The following is a 19397-nucleotide window of genomic DNA, read 5'->3' as shown; positions in this document are numbered from 1 at the left end:
GCGCCTTCGATTGGCTGGAGGGGTGTCAGGTCGCTTCGACGGGACGCAACAGCAGGGCGGCCAGCGGGGGCAGCGTCAGCTCCAGGCTGGCGCTCTGACCATGCAGAGGGGCGTCGTCGGCCGTGACGCGCCCCATGTTGCCCACGTTCGATCCTCCGTAGCATTCGGCGTCGCTATTGAATATCTCTTCCCAATCGCCGGTGTGTGGCACGCCCAAACGGTAGCCTTCGCGGGGCACCGGGGTCATATTGGCGACCACCAGCAGCGGTTCGCCCGAGGCGCTCAGCCGCAACCAGGCAAAGACGCTGTTGGTGTTGTCGTTACCCACGACCCAGGTGAAGCCCTGTGGCTCGCAGTCGCCTTCGTGGAGCGCGGGCTGCTCGACATAGAGTCGGTTCAGATCGGCAAGCAGCTGCCGGATGCCGGCATGACGAGCCTCGCCGAGCAGCGACCAGTCAAGCTCCCGGTCATGACTCCACTCCCGCCACTGGGCGAATTCACAGCCCATGAACAGCAGCTTCTTGCCAGGCTGGGACCACATGACGGCGAGGTAGGTGCGGAGGTTGGCGAATTGCTGCCACTCGTCACCCGGCATCTTGCCGATCAGCGATCCCTTGCCGTGCACCACCTCGTCATGGGAAATCGGCAACACGAAGCGCTCCGAAAAGGCGTAGACCATGGGAAAGGTCATGTCGTGGTGCGCATAGGAGCGATACACCGGGTCCTTGGCAATATATTCCAGCGTGTCGTGCATCCAACCCATGTTCCACTTGTAGGCGAAGCCCAGTCCGCCCTCCTCGGTGGGCTGGGTAACGCCGGGCCAGGCCGTGGACTCCTCGGCGATGACCACCGCCCCGGGAACCTCCTCGGCGACGACCTCGTTGAGATGGCGCAGGAAGTCGATCGCCTCGAGATTCTCGTGCCCCCCGTACTTGTTGGGTATCCACTCGCCCTCCTTGCGCGAGTAATTGCGATAGAGCATCGAGGCGACCGCATCGACGCGTAGCGCATCGACATGGAAGTGTCGCAGCCAGTGCAGCGCCGAGGCCAGCATGAAGCCATGCACCTCGCGCCGGCCCAGGTTGTAGATATAGGTATCCCAATCCTGGTGAAATCCCTCGTACGGATGCTCGTACTCATAGAGCGCGGTGCCGTCGAAGCGTGCCAGGCCATGGGCGTCGGTGGGGAAGTGGGCCGGCACCCAGTCGAGAATCACGCCGAGTCCCGCGCGATGGCATTCATCGACGAAGTAAGCGAAGTCGGCAGGCGTGCCGAAGCGCCCGCTGGGGGCGAACTGGCTCAGCGGCTGGTAGCCCCAGGAGCCGCCGAAAGGGTGCTCCATGATCGGCAGCAGCTCGACATGAGTGAAGCCCATCTCCACCACGTAGGGAATCAGGTGCTCGGCCAGGTCCCGCCAATGATAGAGTTCACCGCTGTCACCGCCGTGCTTGCGCCAAGAGGCGGCGTGCACTTCGTAGACGCTGATGGGCCGGTCCGGCTCGTGCCTTTCGCCGCGCCTGGCGATCCACTCGTCGTCATGCCAGTCGAAGGGGCGGGTATCGGCCACCACCGAGGCGGTATTCGGCGGCGTCTCGGTGGCGAGCGCCACGGGGTCGGCGCGCAGACCGAGTGCGCCCTGGGCGTCGAGAATCTCGTACTTGTACGATTCACCCGGCCCGATGCGCGGCACGAACAGCTCCCATACCCCGGCGGGATGGCGCAGCCGCATGACGTGTCGGCGCCCGTCCCAGCCATTGAAGTTGCCCACCACCGAGACCCGCCGTGCATTGGGTGCCCAGACGGCAAAGCGCACGCCTTCCACGCCCTCCACTTCCATGGGCTGGGCTCCCAGGCAGTGTCCCAGGTTGCGATGGTTTCCCTCGCCGATCAGATAGAGGTCCATCTCGCCCAGCAGCAGGCCGAAGCTGTAGGGGTCCTCGGTGATCTGCTCGCCCCGAGGCCAGCGGATGCGCAACGTATAGGGGGCGGCATGCGGCAGCAGCCCGGCGAAGAGGCCGGGGATCTGGAGGGATGTCAGGCAGCAGCGCAAGGTCCCGTCTTCGCGATCGAGGACATCGACGCCCAGCGCGCCAGGCAGAAAGACCCGCAGGATGCTGCCTTCCTCCGTCTCGTGAATGCCGAGCACCGAGAAGGGGTTGCGATGGGTCCCGCGCGCCAGCGCCTCGGCATCGTGCTCCGCTAGCCAGAGCGCGCGATCCAGCCTGGGCCGGGTAGTAAAATCACTCATTTGGCTCTCCCGTGCTCAATTGGTCGACGAGGGCTGACAGACTGCGCAGCGGAACGCCCAGCCAGGTGGGACGGTTGGCGGCTTCATAGGCGATTTCGTAGGCGGTTTTCTCCAGCACGAACAGATCGACGGCTGCCGCGGCCCCCTCCGGCTGCTTCCACTCGTGCGGCATGTCGAGCGTCGCCTGCCAGTAGGCGTTCAGGAAGGCCTGGCGCCCCCGCAGCAGGAATTGCTCCGCTACCTCGTGGCCGGTGTCGGTCTGCGTGTCGTCGCCTTCGTTGCCCGGTTGCACTTCCTCTGTCTTGGCATAGGCGTAATCGAAGGAGCGCAGCATTCCCGCCACGTCGCGCAGCGGGCTGTCCTTGGCGCGACGCTCCTCGAGCGGTCGGGCCGGCTCGCCTTCGAAGTCGATGAAGTAGGTATCGTCATGGGCCACCAGCACCTGGCCGAAATGCAGGTCGCCATGTATCCGCGTGATCAGGCTGCCCTCGGCAAGCTCCGCCATGGCCTGAACGGATTCCATCAGGACATGACGCTTGGCCAGGATGGCGTTGGCCAGCTGGCGTTCGGCCTCGCCAGCGGTGCTCGCATGTCGCTCGAGCAGCTCCAGCGCCTCCTCGATACGCTCGCGCACGCGCTGCGTCCAGTGCGCCACGTGTGCCCTCCCCGCAACCTCCGGGGCAAAGGCGGGGTTGTCGGTGGGGGTGGCCAGCGCCATGTGCAACTCACCCAACCGGCTTCCCAAGGTGATGGCCAACCGCTCGAGCTCCTCGAAGGCTCCGTAGCCGGTCTCGTCGTGGCTCGTCGTGCGACCCTGCTCCCTGTCGGTGACCGCTTCGCGAATGGCTCGCCCCAAGGTATTTCGGGTCCACGACCAGGCATCGCCCTGATTGTCGATGAAGCCCTGCAGCACCATCATCGTCTGCGGCGTTCCCTGATCGTCGAAGCGGGTCACTTCGCCATGCAGCGGTGCGATGTGGTGGAAACCCAGCTCGGTGAGATAGCGACCGATTTCCGCCTCGGGATGCAACCCCTGCTCCAGGCGACGGAACACCTTGAGCACGAGCTGGTGGCCGATGATCACCGAGCTGTTGGACTGTTCCGCGGCCTGTTGCGCCACGTCGGGATGCTCTGGCAGCTCCACCTCGGCCAGAGTCGAGGTGGGCAGGAAGCGGATCTCGCCGAGTTCGCAGGGGAGGCTGGCCTCACGGCGCATGGCATCCAGGACCGCCAGGGCGAAGGCATCCAGCGTCAGCGCGTCGGTCAGGAGCCCGACTTCATGGAAGCGGCGCACCCGCGCGATGGCAAGCTGCTGCGGTAGGGCGCTGGTCTGCTCTTCCTCGCCGAGGAACGCCAGCGGCAGCTGGTAGCACTCGCTGCCCTGCTGCGCGTGGGTGACTTCCAGTTCGCTGATCAGCAGCGTGCGCTCCTGGTGCTCGAGGCGGGCCAGATAGAGCATGCGCACCTTGTCGATCCGCGCCTGCTTGGAGGCGAACCAGCGACGTTTAGGAAGATAGTGGGGCAGCGTGTCGCGCTCCAGCAGCTGTCTCGGCGTCGGCTGGAAGATTTCCTCGAGACGCTGCTTGATGATCAGGGTGACGTACTCCGGCATCGGCTCCGGTACCGGGACGTGCCACTCCGGCATGGCGGTTTCCGGCGCCAGCAGGAACCAGAAGAAACCGTAGGGAGCCAGGGTCAGCAGGTACGGCACCCGGCCGATCGGGGGGAAGGCGCTCCCCCCCACCATCTCCACCGGCACCTGGCCGGCGAACGCCGAGAGATCCAGCTCGACCGCCTGGGCGGTGCGCGACACGTTGGCTACGCACAGCAGTGTTTCCGTCTCGCCGTTGTCCAGCGTCATCTCGCGCAGGTAGGCGAGGATGTGCCGGTTGGCCGGGTAGAGCAGTCGCATGGTGCCGCGGCTGAAGCCCCGGTGCTGGCTGCGCACCGCCAGGAGACGACGCATGTTATTGAGCAGCGAATGCGAGTCGCGCACCTGGGCCTCGACGTTGACGGTCTGGTAGCCGTAGAGCGGATCCATGATCGGCGGCAGTACCAGGCTCGCCGGATCGGCCCGGGAGAACCCCCCGTTGCGGTCCACCGTCCACTGCATCGGGGTGCGCACGCCGTCCCGGTCGCCCAGGTAGATGTTATCGCCCATGCCGATCTCGTCGCCGTAGTAGAGTACCGGCGTGCCCGGCATCGACAGCAGCAGGCTGTTGAGCAGCTCGATCCGTCGCCTGTCGCGCTCGAGCAGGGGCGCCAGGCGCCGCCTTATGCCCAGGTTGATGCGTGCCCGGCGATCGGCGGCATAGTGGTTCCAGAGATAGTCACGCTCCTTGTCCGTGACCATCTCCAATGTCAATTCATCGTGATTGCGCAGGAAGATGGCCCACTGGCAGGTAGCCGGAATCTCGGGCGTCTGACGCAGGATATCGGTGATCGGGAAGCGGTCCTCCTGGGCCAGCGCCATGTACATGCGCGGCATCAGGGGGAAGTGGAACGCCATGTGGCACTCGTCGCCGTCGCCGAAGTAGGGGCGGGTGTCCTCCGGCCACTGGTTGGCTTCGGCCAGCAACATGCGGTCGGGGTAGCGCTCGTCGATCACTGCCCGGATCTTCTTGAGTACCTCGTGGGTCTCGGGCAGGTTCTCGTTGTTGGTCCCTTCGCGCTCGACGAGGTACGGAATGGCATCCAGGCGCAGGCCGTCGACCCCCATGTCGAGCCAGTACTCCATCACCTTCAGGACTTCATCCAGCACCTGCGGGTTGTCGAAGTTGAGATCCGGCTGGTGGGAATAGAAGCGGTGCCAGTAATAGGCGCCTGCCACCGGATCCCAGGTCCAGTTCGAGGATTCCGTGTCGAGAAATATGATGCGGGTACCGGGATACTTCTGATCGGTATCCGACCAGACGTAGAAGTCGCGTTCGGGCGATCCCGGGGGCGCCCGTCGGGCGCGCTGAAACCACTCATGCTGGTCGGAGGTGTGGTTGATGACCAGCTCGGTGAGCACACGCAGGCCGCGTCGGTGTGCCTCCTCGATGAAGTGCCGGGCATCCTCCAGCGTGCCGTAGTCGGGGCTGACCTCGGTGTATTCGGCGATGTCGTAACCATCGTCGCGGCGGGGCGAAGGGTAGAACGGCAGCACCCAGATCGTATTCACCCCCAGGCTGACGATATAGTCCAGCTTCTGGATCAGCCCTTCGAAGTCGCCGATGCCGTCGTCATTGGCATCGAAAAACGCCTTGACGTGAACCTGATAGACCACGGCGTCCTTGTACCAGAGGGGATCGTCGAGAAAATCGATGGCCTCCACGGCATGAGTTTCGCTGCTGGCATCCATCATTGGCGTGCTCTCCCTGCGTTCGTCAAAGGTTAGCGGACTGGGCGAATGCGCCAGATGGCAAAGGGTAGATGCGCGGGGTCAAGTCGCACCGACTGCCACTTGCCATGCCAGGTCCAGCTATGCCCGCTCATGAGATCTTCTCCATGCAATGCTGCATCGTCGGGGAGATCGAACTCCCAGAGAGGCAGCTCGAATGCCCCTTCCTGAGCCTCGAACGGATCGAGATTGACGACGACGAGAATGAAGTTGTCCTGCGTCTCGGTGCGCTTGCCGAAGTACAGTAGCCGGTCGTTGTGCACCGGGTAGAAGGCAAGGCCCAGGTGCGTCTGCAGCGCCGGGTTCTCGCGGCGGATGCGGTTGAGCTGGGAAACCTCGTAGGTGATGTTGCCGGCTGCGCTGTAGTCGCGTGGGCGGATTTCGTACTTCTCCGAATCGAGGTACTCCTCCTTGCCCGGTACCGGCTTGCCCTCGCACAGCTCGAAGCCGGAATACATGCCCCAGGCGCCCGCGCCCATGGCGGCCAGTGCCGCCCGCAGCAAGAACCCGGGCCGGCCGGAGGATTGCAGGAAATAGGGGTTGATATCTGGCGTGTTGACAAAGAAGTTGGGCCGGTACCCCTCGCGCAGCGGCGACTCGTTCAACTGGGTGAAGTACTCCGTCAGTTCCGCCTTGGTATTGCGCCAGGTGAAGTAGGTGTAACTCTGGTTGAATCCCAGCTTGCCCAGTCGCAGCATCATGGCCGGCCGCGTGAAGGCTTCGGCAAGAAAGATCACTGATGGGTCGCGGCCGCGAATGTCGGCGATCAGCCACTCCCAAAAGGGCAGCGGCTTGGTATGGGGGTTGTCGACACGAAAGATCTTCACGCCCTCATCGACCCAGCCCTGCACTATGTCGCGTAGTTCGATCCACAGCGACGGGGTCGCTTCCTCTGCATAGAAATCGACATTGACGATGTCCTGATATTTCTTGGGCGGATTTTCCGCGTAGCGGATAGACCCGTCGGGGCGCCAGGAGAACCAGCCGGGATGCTCCCTGAGCCAGGGGTGGTCGGGCGAGCATTGGATGGCGAAGTCCAGCGCAATCTCCAGGCCATGGTCGGCTGCAGCACGTACCAGAGCGCGGAAATCCTCGCGCGTGCCCAATTCCGAATGAATCGCTTCATGTCCTCCCTCCTCGCTACCGATGGCGTAGGGGCTCCCGGGGTCATCCGGCCCCGCCTCGAGCGTATTGTTGGGCCCCTTGCGATGTGTACGCCCGATGGGGTGGATAGGCGGGAAATAGAGGACGTCGAAGCCCATGTCGCGGATCATCGGCAGGCGCTTGTGGACATCCTTGAACGTACCGTGGCGGTGGGGAGCATCGGTTTCCGAACGGGGAAACAGCTCGTACCAGCTGGAGAAACGGGCCCGGAGCCGTTCCACGTCCAGGGGGTAAAGGGCATCGCTTCGGGTCAGGTGCGGGCGATCGTCCGCTTCGTGCATCAGCTGCGCCGTATCACCATCGAGAAGCAGGGCGACCTTCTCGGCATCCGACTCGAGCAGCTGGAATCGTTCATGAACGGCTTCGAGCGCGTCCCTGAGATCGCCTTCGCTACGCTCGACGGCGCGAGCGATTACGCGCCTGCCTTCCTCGAGTTCGAGACCGACCGGCACGCCGGCCTGATGCTTTTTGGAGAGCTCGTAACGGTAGCTGGCGTAGGTGTCCCACCAGGCTTCGATGAAGAAACTGTGTCGCCCGACAAGGCGAGGCGTGAAGCGTCCCTCGAAGAGGTCCAGGCCCAGCGGCTGAACTTGATGCATGGGCTCGCGGTGCTGTTGGCCGTCGCTGTCGTACCAGCAGACCGCCGCGGCCAGAATGTCATGACCGTCGGCGAAGATCTTCGCCCGCACGGTAATCGCTTCGTCGACGATGCTCTTGGCCGCGAACCGGCCGTGATCGAGGGTCGGCTGCACCGACTCAATGGCGATGCGAGGCGCATGGATGGCCGCCAGGACATGGCCTTGTTCCTGCTCCTGAGCCGGGTCGGCGACTGGCGCCGAGTACGGAGTTGAACTCATCGCATGCTCCTCTTCGTTATTCACCTTAAGCCTGCAGCTGGACCTTCAGACACTCCTCATGCCTGCGGGATGATGGGGCCGGTCTCCTGCAGCAGCTCGAACAGGACCAACGATCGCCCCTCCACCTCATAGTCGTTGCCAAAGTGGTAGTAACCGGGCGCTTCGTCGTTGGGGTGACAGGTATCGAGTCGGCACACCCAGCCAATACCACGCGGCACCTCGGGCATATGAAACGCGATCGGATCGGGGCTGGCATTGAACAGCACGAGTAGGGAGCGGTCATCGCCCGCGCGTCGGATGCCAGAGGGGCGCGCGCGGCCGTCGAGCAGCACACCGAGGGTGCGTGCGACGGGGTCTTCCCAGCGCTCCACGTCCATCTCGCTGCCGTCGGGGGCGAGCCAGGTGACTTCCTTGAGGCCCATCTCCTCGTTGTACTCCCCGGAGAGGAAACGGCCGCGGCGCAGGATGGGGTAGCGCATGCGCAGCTCGATGAGCCGGCGCAGGTACTCGATCATGTCATGGGCGTCGCCGCCAAGGTTCCAGTCGAGCCAACTGATCTCGTTGTCCTGGCAGTACGCGTTGTTGTTGCCCCCTTGGGTGCGCAGCAGTTCGTCACCGGCGAGCAGCATCGGCGTGCCTTGGGAGAACAGCAGGGTGGCCAGGAAGTTGCGTATTTGACGCAAGCGCAACGAGCGAATCTCGGGGTCCTCGGTGGGGCCCTCCTCACCATGGTTCCACGACAGGTTATGGTCGTGTCCGTCCTGGTTGTTCTCGCCGTTGGCTTCGTTGTGCTTGTCGTTGTAGGCCACCAGGTCGTGTAGCGTGAAGCCGTCGTGGGCGGTGATGAAGTTGATCGAGGCAAAGGGGCGCCGGCCGCGCCGGTCGAACAGGTCCGCCGAGCCCATCAGGCGCGAGGCGAATTCAGCCAGTTGACCCTCGTCGCCACGCCAGAAGGCGCGGGTGTTGTCGCGAAAGCGGTCGTTCCACTCCGCCCAGCCCGGCGGGAAGCCGCCGACCTGGTAGCCCCCGGGGCCGCAATCCCAGGGTTCGGCGATCAGCTTCACCTGGCTCAGCACCGGATCCTGGCGGCAGGAATCGAGAAAGCCGCCGCCTTCGTCGAAGCCGTGGGGCTCCCGGCCCAGGATTGTCGCCAGGTCGAAACGAAAGCCATCGACGCGCATCTCGGTGGCCCAGTAGCGCAGCGAGTCGGTGACCATCTGCAGTACGCGAGGGTGGCTCAGGTTCAGCGTGTTGCCGGTACCGGTATCGTCGATGTAGTAGCGGGGCTCGTCGGGGAGCAGGCGGTAGTAGGAGGCGTTGTCGATACCCTTGAGCGACAGCGTGGGGCCGAGTTCGTTGCCCTCGGCGGTGTGGTTGTAGACCACATCGAGGATCACTTCGAGCTGGGCGGCATGGTAGCGGGCCACCATATGCTTGAACTCGTTGATGTCGTTGCCCGAGAGATAGCGCGAGTGAGGCGCGAAGAAGCCCAGCGTGTTGTAGCCCCAGTAGTTGCGTCGCCCCTGCTCCAGCAGGTGCTGGTCGTCGACGAAGGCATGAATCGGCAGGAGCTCCACCGTGGACACGCCCAGCGAACGGACGTAGTCCACCACCTCGTTGACCATCAAGCCCGAGAAGGTACCGCGCAACGACTCGGGAACCGACGGGTGACGCATGGTGAATCCGCGCACGTGTGTCTCGTAGATGACGGTGCGCTCCCAAGGCTGCTGGATACCACGCGCACGGCCCCAGGTGAAGGCGGGGTCGATCACCCGACAGCGCGGCATGAACGGTGCGCTGTCGCGCTCGTCGAAACTGAGGTCGCCGTCGGGATGGCCAATGGTATAGCCGAACAGCGCCTCGTCCCATTCGAGGTCGCCGACCAGCTGCTTGGCGTAGGGATCGAGCAGCAGCTTGTTTGGATTGAAGCGATGGCCCTCCTCCGGGGCGTAGGGGCCATGGACCCGATAGGCATAGAGCTGGCCGGGGCGGGCATCGGGCAGGTAACCGTGCCACACCTCGTCGGTATATTCCGGCAGTTCGACGCGTTCGATCTCCTGGGTGCCGCTATCGTCGAACAAGCACAATTCGACCTTGGTGGCGTGGGCCGAAAACAGCGCGAAATTGACGCCCAGCCCATCCCAGGTCGCGCCCAACGGAAACGGCCAGCCTTCGCGCACCCGGGAACGGCGCATCACGCCGGGCTGCTCATTCGTGGCCACGACTCGCTCGTTATCCTGCACGCCTTCCCTCATTTTCATGGCACTCGTCCTTGATGCTTTCGGGGCGTCTTGCTCCGTGTCACTCAGTCCTTGGGTTTCGTCTTGCTGCCTCGGCTGGTTTTCTTGCCGGCCTGGGATGTGGTTGGCGACTTCTTCGCCTGAGCCTCGCGGCTACTTACCTTGGTAGTGCGCTTGGTGCCGGTGGACTTGGCCGTCTTGCCCGGAACCTGGGAAGTGTCGGTAGCATCGGGTTGGGTCAGGCCATCGTCGGCGCGCCGCGGCTTGCGGGTGCGCTTGACGGTGGCCGACGCCGGCGGCAGCGGCTCCATCGGCCCGGGACCGGGCTCGGGCGACGTGGCCGGGGCGTCTGGCCCGCCGCGATTGGCAGTATCCTGATGCTGCGCGCCTGTACCGGTTGCCTCTTCGGTGGGCAGCGGGGTTCGCGAAGCGGCGGTGGGTGCCTCGTCGCCTTCGGCCGCAGGCGGGCTGGCGCGGTCCTGTACCGGTTCGTCCTGCCCGGCGACCTTGTCATCGCGATAGGGAATCTCGTCGAAGTCGGGTTCACCGTCGGGGGGATCCAGCGGCAAACGGTTCTCCTGGATTCCCCTCTCGTCATCTTCCAGCGGCAGGTCGTCTTCGAGAATAGGCGGCTCGTCCACCGGCTCGCCGACCTCCTCGAGCTCGGCGTCGATACCTTCGGCCTCTTCGGCCGCGACGATCTGCAATGCCATGTCCCAGTGACGCTGCTGCTGCCCTTCGGGACGCCCTTCGGATTCCCAGATCTGGTAGGCCAGGTTCCGTACGCGTTCTTCGTCAGCCATCCTAGCTCTCCCTTCGTCAATGCATGTCTCGCACGTAGACGCCGACGGGCAGTTCCGTCAGCAGTTCCGTGACGGTAGTGCTGCCGTGGCTCACCTTCAGCGTGGTATCGGTCAGCGCATTTTGCCAAGCGGCGCCTGCCTCTTCGGGTAGCCGCACGCAGGTATCGCCCCAGCGCGACGGGGGCACATGGGGGAGTTCGGTGCCCTCGAGCAGTGCTGCGACCAGGCGTGGTGCCACCACCAGCAACTGCTGCTCGCCATGCTGGCGCAGGAAGACGATCACCTTCTCGGCGTGCTCGCCTTCGACCGGCACGGGGCGATAATCGCCATGCGTGAAGAGGTCGCGGTGGGTGTGGCGCAGCTTGAGCAGGCGGGCGTTGAGGGTCTGTTTGACAAAGCCGTCCTGCCAGTTGGCCAGCGCCGTGGCGGCGGCTTGGCACGCTTGAAGTGCGGCCAGGCGTGCCGCATGGTCGACTGGCCGACGGTTGTCCGGATCGACCAGGCTGTAGTCCCAGAATTCGCAGCCCTGGTAGAGATCGGGTATGCCGGGTACCGTCAGTCGCAGCGTCGTCTGGACCAGGCCGTTGAGCGCTCCCGACAGATCGAGTTCGCGGGCCGCCGCCTCGAGATCCCGGCACAGTTCAGGCGTGGCCAGCAGGCCGTGCAGATAATCGCGGCAGGCCTTCTCGTAGGCTTCGTCGGGCCACAGCCAATGGGTGCGCAGCTTGGCCTCGCGCAGGGCCTTCTGCTGCCATTCGGCGAGGCGTTCGGCAAAGCCCTGCATGGCCTCGGTGTCGTCGCGTGCAAGCGTCGGTGACCAGGCACCGAGCAGTACCTGATAGAGGATCAGCTCATCCCCGGGGGAGGGCGCCGGGTCGCCGGCCAGCGACTGGCGCAGCGGAGCCGCCAGTTCGCGCCAGTGCTCGACCCGAGTGGCGAAGGGACTGGCATTCTCGCTCAGCGCGGCCAGTCGTGCCCGTACGTCCTCGCCGCGCTTGTGGTCGTGAGTGGCCGTTGCGACCAGGCCATGGGGAAAATGACGTGCCCGCCAGGCGTTGGCCTCGTGGAACTGGCGCGGCGAGTGGCTGAAGTGTTCGCCGTCGAAGCCCACGTCGTTGCGCGAGATCAACACTGCGCTGCGATAGCCGGCGGTATCTTCCACGGCCTTGGCCGCCACCGGCGAGGTGAGCTGCTGAAAGCGCACGATGGCGCGCTGCCGCAGCCAGCGCTCCTGGGCATCCGCGGCATCGGCGGGCGCTTCGCCGCCCAGCCAGCGTTCCAGCCATTCCAGCACGCCGGCATCGGGCGGGCTCAGCTCGAGACGTGCACCGGCCATGGCCTGGTCGAAGAAGGGCGCGTCGAGCTCGGGGCGACCGCCGTCATCGGCATAGGTGCGATAGACGGGGAAATGCACGATCAGTGACCTCAGCGCCCGGCGTACCGCCGCCAGGGTGACGTCACGGGTTGCCAGCGAGTGGCGGGACACGGCATGCAGGGCGCGAGCGCAGGCATCGAACTCACTGCTCAGCAGAGTATCGAGAGTCTCTCGCCGCGCCTGGCGTACTTCGGCGGGAAAGTCCGGCTCCCGACCGCTGACGTCGCGCCACAGGTCGCCCAGCGGCTCGGCGCCGGCCGGGTCATGCTGCAGGGCGGAAATTTCGTTCATTACTTCGTAGCCGGTGGTACCGTCGACGCCCCAGTCGCGGTGCAGGGTCTCGTCGGCGGCGAGTATCTTCTCGACGAAGATCGCCACGTGTCGGACGACGTGTTCCGGGCGGCGCTTCTGACACTCGCCCAGGCGGGCACGCAGGCGCCGGCAGTAGCCGCGGGGGTCGGCCAGACCGTCGACATGGTCGACGCGCAGGCCATCGACCCAGCCTTGCTCCACCAGGCGCAGCGGCAGTGCATGTACCGCCTCGAACACTTCGGGCTGCTCGATGCGCAGCCCGCCGAGCTCGGTGATGTCGAAGAAGCGCCGCCAGTTGATCTCGTCGGCGCCGCTACGCCACCAGGCCAGGCGATAGTGCTGCCGCTCCAACAGGTCATGCAGGCGGATGGCACCGGCACGGGTGCTACCGTCGAACAGCGTCAGGGCCTGCTGCAGCGCCCGCTCGACCGTGGGGTCCGCCATCGCCTGGCACAGTTCGCGGCGACACTCGGCGACGGCGGTGTAGGCATCGTCGCGCTGCCGCAAGGCATCGAAGCGTGGCGCCAGGTCCCACAGCGCCGCATGCTCGGCCAGCCGCAGGACATCGCCGTCATGGCGCGGATCGAGAGGGAAGCGATGCTCGTGATAGACGAGCTGGAAGCCTGCCGTCTGCGCATCGTGGCGCAACGCGAGATCGCCCGAGTGCAGCGCATCGGCATAGGGCTCGCCGAGAAAGGGCAGCAGCAGCTTGCCGGCCAGCAGTGGATCGGGAGAGTGCCAATCGATATCGAAGTAGTCGGCGTAGGGGCTCGTCTGGCCCCAGGCGAGGACATCCTGCCACCAGGGATTCTGAGAGCCGCCTACGGCAACATGGTTGGGTACGATATCCAGTATCAACCCCATGCCGTGTTCGCGCAGCCGTTCGACCAGACGCTCAAGTGCCGCCTCGCCACCGAGTTCAGGGTCGATGCGAGTGGGATCGATGCCGTCGTAGCCATGGGGCGAGCCCTGGCGCGACATCTGCAGCGGCGAGGCGTAGACATGGCTGATGCCTAGCCTGGCGTAATAGTCCACCCATTCGGCGGCATCGTCGAGGGTGAAGCCGCGGTGGAACTGCAGGCGAGCGGTGGCGCGAATCTCACTCATGGGTGCCCCCTCCCTGGGCGTCGTGGCGTCCTTCCCGGCGTGCCTCGGCCAGTGCGGCCAGGCGGCTTTTCACTTCGGGTGAGGCGAGCAGGCGCTCGGCATCGTCGGGCAGGCGGCGGCGCCAGTTGGGGTGCTCGGCGAGCGTACCCGGCAGATTGGCCTGCTCCTCCAGCCCCAGCGCATCCTCCACTGGCAGCAACGCAAGAGGGGCCGGCGTGAGCCCAAGCCGACGTACACTGGCATCTAGCACCTGCGAGGCGGCCAGGTCGGCGGCGTCGAGCGCCGTCGCAGGCGCCCGGGCGTCCAGCAGCCCCAGGGAACGCGCCAGGCGCGCCCGGTCGGTGCGGCGTTCGGCGCGTTCGCTGCTTCCATCGTGGCTTTCGCCGTAAAGACCGAGGCGGCTGCGCCACTCGATATCGCGCCCGGCCCACCAGCCGGCCAGGGTGGGCAGGTCGTGGGTCGAGCTGGTGGCGATGGCTTCCCGCGACCAACGCTCCGGCGCCAGGAAGTCGCCCTCGTCGTCGCGCTCGAACCACAGTACGCGCATGCCGAGGATGCCGCAGCGCGCCAGTCGTTCGCGAAACCCCGGGGCCACCGTTCCCAGGTCTTCGCCGATGACGATGGCACGATGACGCCAGGATTCCAGCGCCACCAGCCGCAGCATGTCGTCGAGTGGATAGCGCACGTAACCGCCTTCCTGGGGCGGCGCGCCGTGGGGCACCAGCCACAGGCGTAGCAGGCCGAGCACATGATCGATGCGCAGCCCACCGGCGTGAGCGAAGCTGGCCCGCAGCATGTCGATGAAGCTGGCGAAGCCGGAGCGCACCAGGCCCTGAGGCGAGAAGGGCGCAAGCCCCCAGTCCTGGCCAAGCACGTTGAAGGTGTCGGGTGGGGCGCCGATCGACAGCCCTTCCAGCATTTCGGCCTGGCGGCTCCAGGCCTGGCTGCCGGCGGCATCGGCGCCCACGGCCAGGTCGGCAATCAGCCCGACCGGCATGCCGGCCTCGCGGGCGGCGGCCTGGGCTCGGGCGAGGCCTTCTCTCGCCAGCCACTGTAGATAAGCATGGTAGCCGACCTCATGGGCATGCTCCTCGGCGAAGCGGGCCACCTCGGGGCTTGACGGGTCGCGCATCGGGGTCGGCCATCGGTGCCAGTCGCGCTCGCCAAGGTGCTGTTGCAGCGCCTCGAAGCGGCAATGGGTTTCCAGGGCATCGCCGCACCGTTGTCGAAACGCCGCCAGGGTCTGCCTGGTCTGACGGGCGTCATTGTCGTCGCGCTGCATCAGGTCGTCGTACAAGGCGCGCAGCCAGGTAAGCTTGGTTCGTGCCGCCCGCGGCCAGTCGATCAACTCCTGCGCTTCCAGTTGTGCCCTGGTCTCGCCCAGTCCGCTGCGCTCGACCGCTGCTGCCACCGCTGCCTCGCCGAGCAGTGCCTCGGGTGCGGCGTGCAGTACGTGGTAGAGCAGACGGCTCGAGGGGGAATAGGGGCTGTAGTGCGTCACGTCGGCGCTGAACATGGCGTGCGTGGGGCTTATGGCCAGCGCCGCGGCTCCGGCTTCACCCGCGTGGCGCACCAGCCGCTCCAGCGCCAGGGCGTCGCCGAGGCCGCCGTCGCCGGGGCGGCGCAGGGCGTAGAGCTGAACCGCCAGCCCCCACAGGCATGGCGCTTCGCTGCCCTCGGCATCGGCCAAGGTAAAACAGCGTGGCGGGGCCACCGCCAGGGTCACCTCGGCATCGGCGATCTCAAGGCGGTGATAGCCGATCACGCCGACGGCGGATAGCTTCCCCTTGCCGTCCAGCTTGCCTTCCTGGCGCTCGCCGCTCTCCAACTGGAGCCGATAGCGGGTCCCAGGGGGAAGTGGCGATGGCAAGGCCGCGTTCGCGCCCTGCTCGGCGGTGATAAGCGGCGGCCACTGCTCGGGCGAGGCGGGCGCCCGCAGTCGTCCCAGGCTCGCCACGATGTCGGCCTCGCTTTCGGCCGGGTAGCCGAGCCGTGCGAGCAGCTTGCGTTGGACGGCTTCGGACAGCCGGCAAGGACGCCCCTCGCTGTCCTCCCATTCGATGATCAGGCCGGCGGCGTCGGCCAGCTGCGCCAGGCGTTCCTCGCTCATGCGCTGATCTCCTCGTCTCCTGGCTCTGGCCTTAGCCAGGCGGCGGCGCAGCGTGGCGGTAGACTGCCGCTTTCGGTGGAAATCGCCACGCCTTCCCGGGTCTCGTGGAGGCGATGCCCGACGCCGAAGGCGCTGGTGGCCGCCGGCCGTTCGCTCAGGTTCATGGCAATCACCAGCTGGGTGTCGTCGTTCATTTGCCAGCGAGCGACGACAGCTCCCTCGGCGAGCACGTCGGCGCCCAAGGCGCGGGCGCCGTCCAGGCGCGGCACGATCTCTGCGTGGCGGATGGCCAGCAGGCGTCGGACCTCTGCCAGCCAGTCGGCATGGGGTGCGGCATCGCGCGCCTCGAAATCGGGGCGCGAGGCTTCGAACGTGGTAACGTCGTTGGGGTCGGGAATGGCGGCACGCGAGGCCGGGTCCTGAAAGGCACTGAACGCGGCGAATTCGGATCGGCGACCTTCGCGTACGGCCTCGGCCAGCTCGGCGCGGTGGTCAGTGAAGAACAGGAAGGGTCGTTCGCTGGCCCACTCCTCGCCCATGAACATCAGCGGCACCATGGGGGACAGCAGCAGCGCCAGCCTGGCGGCCGCGAGCGCTTCGGGATCGGTAAGCCGCGACAGGCGCTCCCCCAGGGCCCGGTTACCGATCTGGTCGTGGTTCTGCAGAAAGGCAACGAAGGCAGTCGGCGGCAAATGGGCGCTCGGTGTGCCGCGGGAGGTGCCCTGACGGGTGGCTTCACCCTGAAAGATGAACCCCTCGCCGAGACAGCGCGCCAGCTTCTGGGTCGATGCCTCGGCGAAATCGGCGTAATAGCCTTCGCTCTCTCCGGTGAGCAGCACATGCATCACGTTGTGCCAATCATCGTTCCATTGTGCCGTGAAGCGACCGGGGCCGATCAGTTCGGCGTCGTTGTGCTCATTCTCGAGTACCAGGTGGACATGACGCTGCGCATCGAGATGGTTGCGTATTGTCTCGGCCAGTTCGACCAGGAAGTCGCGTTCGCTGATGGCGTGGACCGCATCGAAGCGCAGGCCGTCGAGACGGTAGTCGCCTAGCCACATCAGGGCGTTCTCGATGAAGAAGCGGCGCACCATGGGCTGGCGAAAGTCGATGGCTGGCCCCCAGGGCGTTTGCCGGTCGTCGCGGAAGAAGGCCCCGGCATAGTGCCCGAGGTAATTGCCGTCCGGGCCGAAGTGGTTATAGACCACGTCGAGAAAGACCATCAGGCCCAGCCCATGGGCCTCGTCGATGAACGCCTTGAGCGCGTTGGGGTCGCCGTAGGCTTCATCCACGGCGTAGGGCAGCACGCCGTCGTAGCCCCAGTTGCGCGCGCCGGGAAAGGCCGCCACCGGCATCAGCTCCACCGCCGTGACGCCGAGGTCGACCAAGTAGGGCAGATGGCGCCGGGCGGCCGCCAGGCCGCCCAGCGTACCCAGGTGCACTTCGTAGAGGACCGTCTCGCGCCAGGGCCGGCCCTGCCAGTCGGCATGGCGCCACGCATGGCGGCAAGGGTCGATCACCAGGCTCCATCCCTCGATGCCCCCCGCCTGGGCGCGGGAGGCAGGGTCGGGTATGGCAAGCCCCGTGGTCGCATCGTCGATGAACACGCGATATCGATAGCGGGCGCCGTGATCGCAGCTTGCCTCGCCGACGAAGCGGCCTTCGCCGCCGTGGGTCATGGTGACGGGCGCCAGGCCCTCTACCTCGAGATCGACCCGGCTGGCGCTGGGCGCCCAGATCGCGAAGCGGGTCCAGTCCGGGCCGATGACCTGGGCGCCGAACGTGTAGTCAAATCGCTGCGCCTCGTTCATTCCTCACTCCGTACCTCCACACCGACTTCTTCGCTGATGCGCTGATAGAGCTGCGTATAGGGCGCGATCGACTGGCGCCAGTGGTAGCGTCCGGTCATTGCCGCTCGGCGCATGGCGTAGAACAGCTCCGTGGAGTGGTAGACAGAGAAGGCCTGCTGGATCGCCTGCATGAAGCTTGCCAGGTTGACCTCGTCGAAGAGAAAACCGGTGACCCCGTTCTCGATGGTGTCGGCCAGGCCGCCGGTGCGATGGGCGATGGGCAAGGAGCCGAAGCGCTGGGCGTACATCTGGCTGAGGCCGCAGGGCTCGAAGCGAGACGGCATCAGCAGGAAGTCGCTGCCTGCATAGATGCAGCGCGCTTCTTCCTCGTCGAAGCCGATGTAGGCGCCCACGGCGCCGGGGTAGCGCTCGGCGAGCCGGTCCAGCTGCGCCTCGACACGGCGTTCGCCGCTGCCGATGAAGACCAGCTGCCCACCGGCCTGGAGAATGCTGGGGGCCGCTTCGATGACCAGATCGACGCCCTTCTGGTGCACCATGCGTGACACCATGGCGAATAGCGGGCCGGAGCTGGGCGCCAGGCCGAAACGATGGCGCACGTAGTCGGCGTTGGCCCGCTTGCCGCGCCAGTCATTGGCCGAGAAGGCCTGGACCAGGTGGGCATCGGTACGCGGGTCCCAGGAGTCGTCGATGCCATTGGGGATGCCGCTGAGCCGCCCCTGTTCGGCCTTGCAGCGCAGCAGCCCGTCCAGGCCGCAGCCGAACTCGGGTGTGGTGATCTCCTGGGCGTAGGTGGCGCTCACCGTAGTCACGTGGGAGGCATAGACGATGCCCGCCTTCATGAAGGAGAGCTTGCCGTAGTATTCCACGCCTTCGATATGAAACGCTTCCTCGGGTATACCCAGGGCGGTGCAGCGCGACGCCTCGTAAAGGCCCTGGTAGGCGAGGTTGTGTATGGTGAATACGCTGGGGACCGAAAGACCCTGCCAGGCCAGGTAGGCCGGTGCCAGGCCGCATGACCAGTCGTTGAGGTGAAGCAGCTGAGGGCACCAGTCAAGCCCGGCACGGCCGGCGGCGATCTCGGCGGCGGCCAGCGACAGCCGGGCGAAGCGGATATCGTTATCTTCCCAGCCGCCACTGCCGTAGCCTCCCGGCCCGGTACCGTAGGGGCCCCCTTCGCGCTCGTAGAGCTCGGGGCAGAGCAGAACGTAGATCTTCAGCCCATCGTCGCAGGTCATCTCGCCGATATCGCAAGCCGGCAGGTCGGCATAGGCCGGCAAGTGGCCAACGTGGCGGATTGCTTTCGACGAGGCGCGAACCTCCCGATACGCGGGGATGAGGATGCGAATATCATGATGGGCTGCCAATGCCCGGGGAAGGGCCGATGAGACATCGCCGAGCCCACCGACCTTGACGAAGTCGGCAATCTCGGGGGTAACGAACAGGATGCGCTGCGACGGAAGGTTCGGGGTATCGACTCCCGGTGCTTTACGATGAGTACCGCTACGTCTCGCAGCATCGGGATCTTCCAGCGCTAAGACGTCGGAAGCGGAATAGCTCTTGCGGCTGGTTCTGTCACTTTCTGTATCGGAATTGAAACCCTTCAGTGCCACATTGCCCATGGTCTAAGACCTCCCTGTATCGGCAATGAACAACAATGCCCCTTCCGACACCTCTTGACTGTCTGATTCGGCTCCGGCCGGGCTTTTCCTGGCCTCGAAAGGAGCCGTTAGCCAAAGGTGGCGTTCCTAGTTATAGCCGATGCAGACTACTTCGGCGAAGGAATTAGCTCACATAACCTAAGTCAAGTTGCGGTGCCCTAAGGAGCTTGACGAATCGCTACCACTTTTATCAGCAAGAGCTCGACAGTTTTTGTTTACAATAACTTAAGAGAGGTAACTCGCCGTCACACAGCCTCAAGTCCGTCTCTGCACTATCCGACACTGAAAAAGTCGTGATGTTCTCAAGAGAAGGGGAAGGCGTGAATGTGA

Annotated in this window: 9 protein-coding genes; all 9 read right to left on the bottom strand. The window is 65.5% G+C overall.

Going from position 1 to position 19397, the window contains the following annotated elements:
- Window positions 1–25: 25 nt before the first annotated feature.
- From glgB to glgA, 9 genes are read right to left on the bottom strand one after another with little or no spacing between them, the layout of a single operon-like run.
- Window positions 26–2248: a 1,4-alpha-glucan branching protein GlgB gene (gene glgB / locus ACOJCM_RS14310; RefSeq protein ID WP_445212732.1), complete on the bottom strand. Its 2223-nt coding sequence runs from the start codon at window positions 2246–2248 to the stop codon at window positions 26–28.
- A complete protein-coding gene (treS, locus tag ACOJCM_RS14305; RefSeq protein WP_445212731.1) occupies window positions 2241–5594 on the bottom strand; it encodes a maltose alpha-D-glucosyltransferase in 3354 nt (1117 codons plus the stop codon). Before treS ends, glgB begins: the two co-directional genes overlap by 8 nt.
- A 29-nt stretch (window positions 5595–5623) precedes the next feature.
- Window positions 5624–7651 (bottom strand): alpha-1,4-glucan--maltose-1-phosphate maltosyltransferase, encoded by a 2028-nt coding sequence (locus ACOJCM_RS14300; RefSeq protein ID WP_445212730.1) that lies wholly within the window; start codon window positions 7649–7651, stop codon window positions 5624–5626.
- Window positions 7652–7707: 56 nt separating this feature from the next.
- Window positions 7708–9912: a glycogen debranching protein GlgX gene (glgX, locus tag ACOJCM_RS14295; protein WP_445212729.1), complete on the bottom strand. Its 2205-nt coding sequence runs from the start codon at window positions 9910–9912 to the stop codon at window positions 7708–7710.
- Window positions 9913–9956: 44 nt separating this feature from the next.
- On the bottom strand, window positions 9957–10694 hold the full coding sequence (locus tag ACOJCM_RS14290) for a DUF2934 domain-containing protein (protein WP_445212728.1): 738 nt from the start codon (window positions 10692–10694) through the stop codon (window positions 9957–9959).
- Between the two features lie 16 nt (window positions 10695–10710).
- Window positions 10711–13488 carry a malto-oligosyltrehalose synthase gene (gene treY / locus ACOJCM_RS14285; protein ID WP_445212727.1) on the bottom strand — a complete coding sequence of 926 codons (2778 nt, stop codon included), beginning with the start codon at window positions 13486–13488 and terminating at the stop codon, window positions 10711–10713.
- Entirely contained in the window at window positions 13481–15598 is a 2118-nt protein-coding gene (malQ, locus tag ACOJCM_RS14280) for a 4-alpha-glucanotransferase (RefSeq protein ID WP_445212726.1), read from the bottom strand. The genes treY and malQ overlap by 8 nt, the downstream gene beginning before the upstream one ends.
- Window positions 15595–17409 (bottom strand): malto-oligosyltrehalose trehalohydrolase, encoded by a 1815-nt coding sequence (gene treZ, locus ACOJCM_RS14275; RefSeq protein ID WP_445212725.1) that lies wholly within the window; start codon window positions 17407–17409, stop codon window positions 15595–15597. The genes malQ and treZ overlap by 4 nt, the downstream gene beginning before the upstream one ends.
- Window positions 17406–19028 carry a glycogen synthase GlgA gene (glgA, locus tag ACOJCM_RS14270; protein ID WP_445212724.1) on the bottom strand — a complete coding sequence of 541 codons (1623 nt, stop codon included), beginning with the start codon at window positions 19026–19028 and terminating at the stop codon, window positions 17406–17408. Before glgA ends, treZ begins: the two co-directional genes overlap by 4 nt.
- Window positions 19029–19397 lie beyond the last annotated feature (369 nt).

It is taken from the genome of Billgrantia hypersalina, from assembly GCF_052584175.1.
The sequence above is the reverse complement of the archived record's forward strand: the minus strand, read 5'-3'. Positions and strand labels throughout refer to the sequence as shown.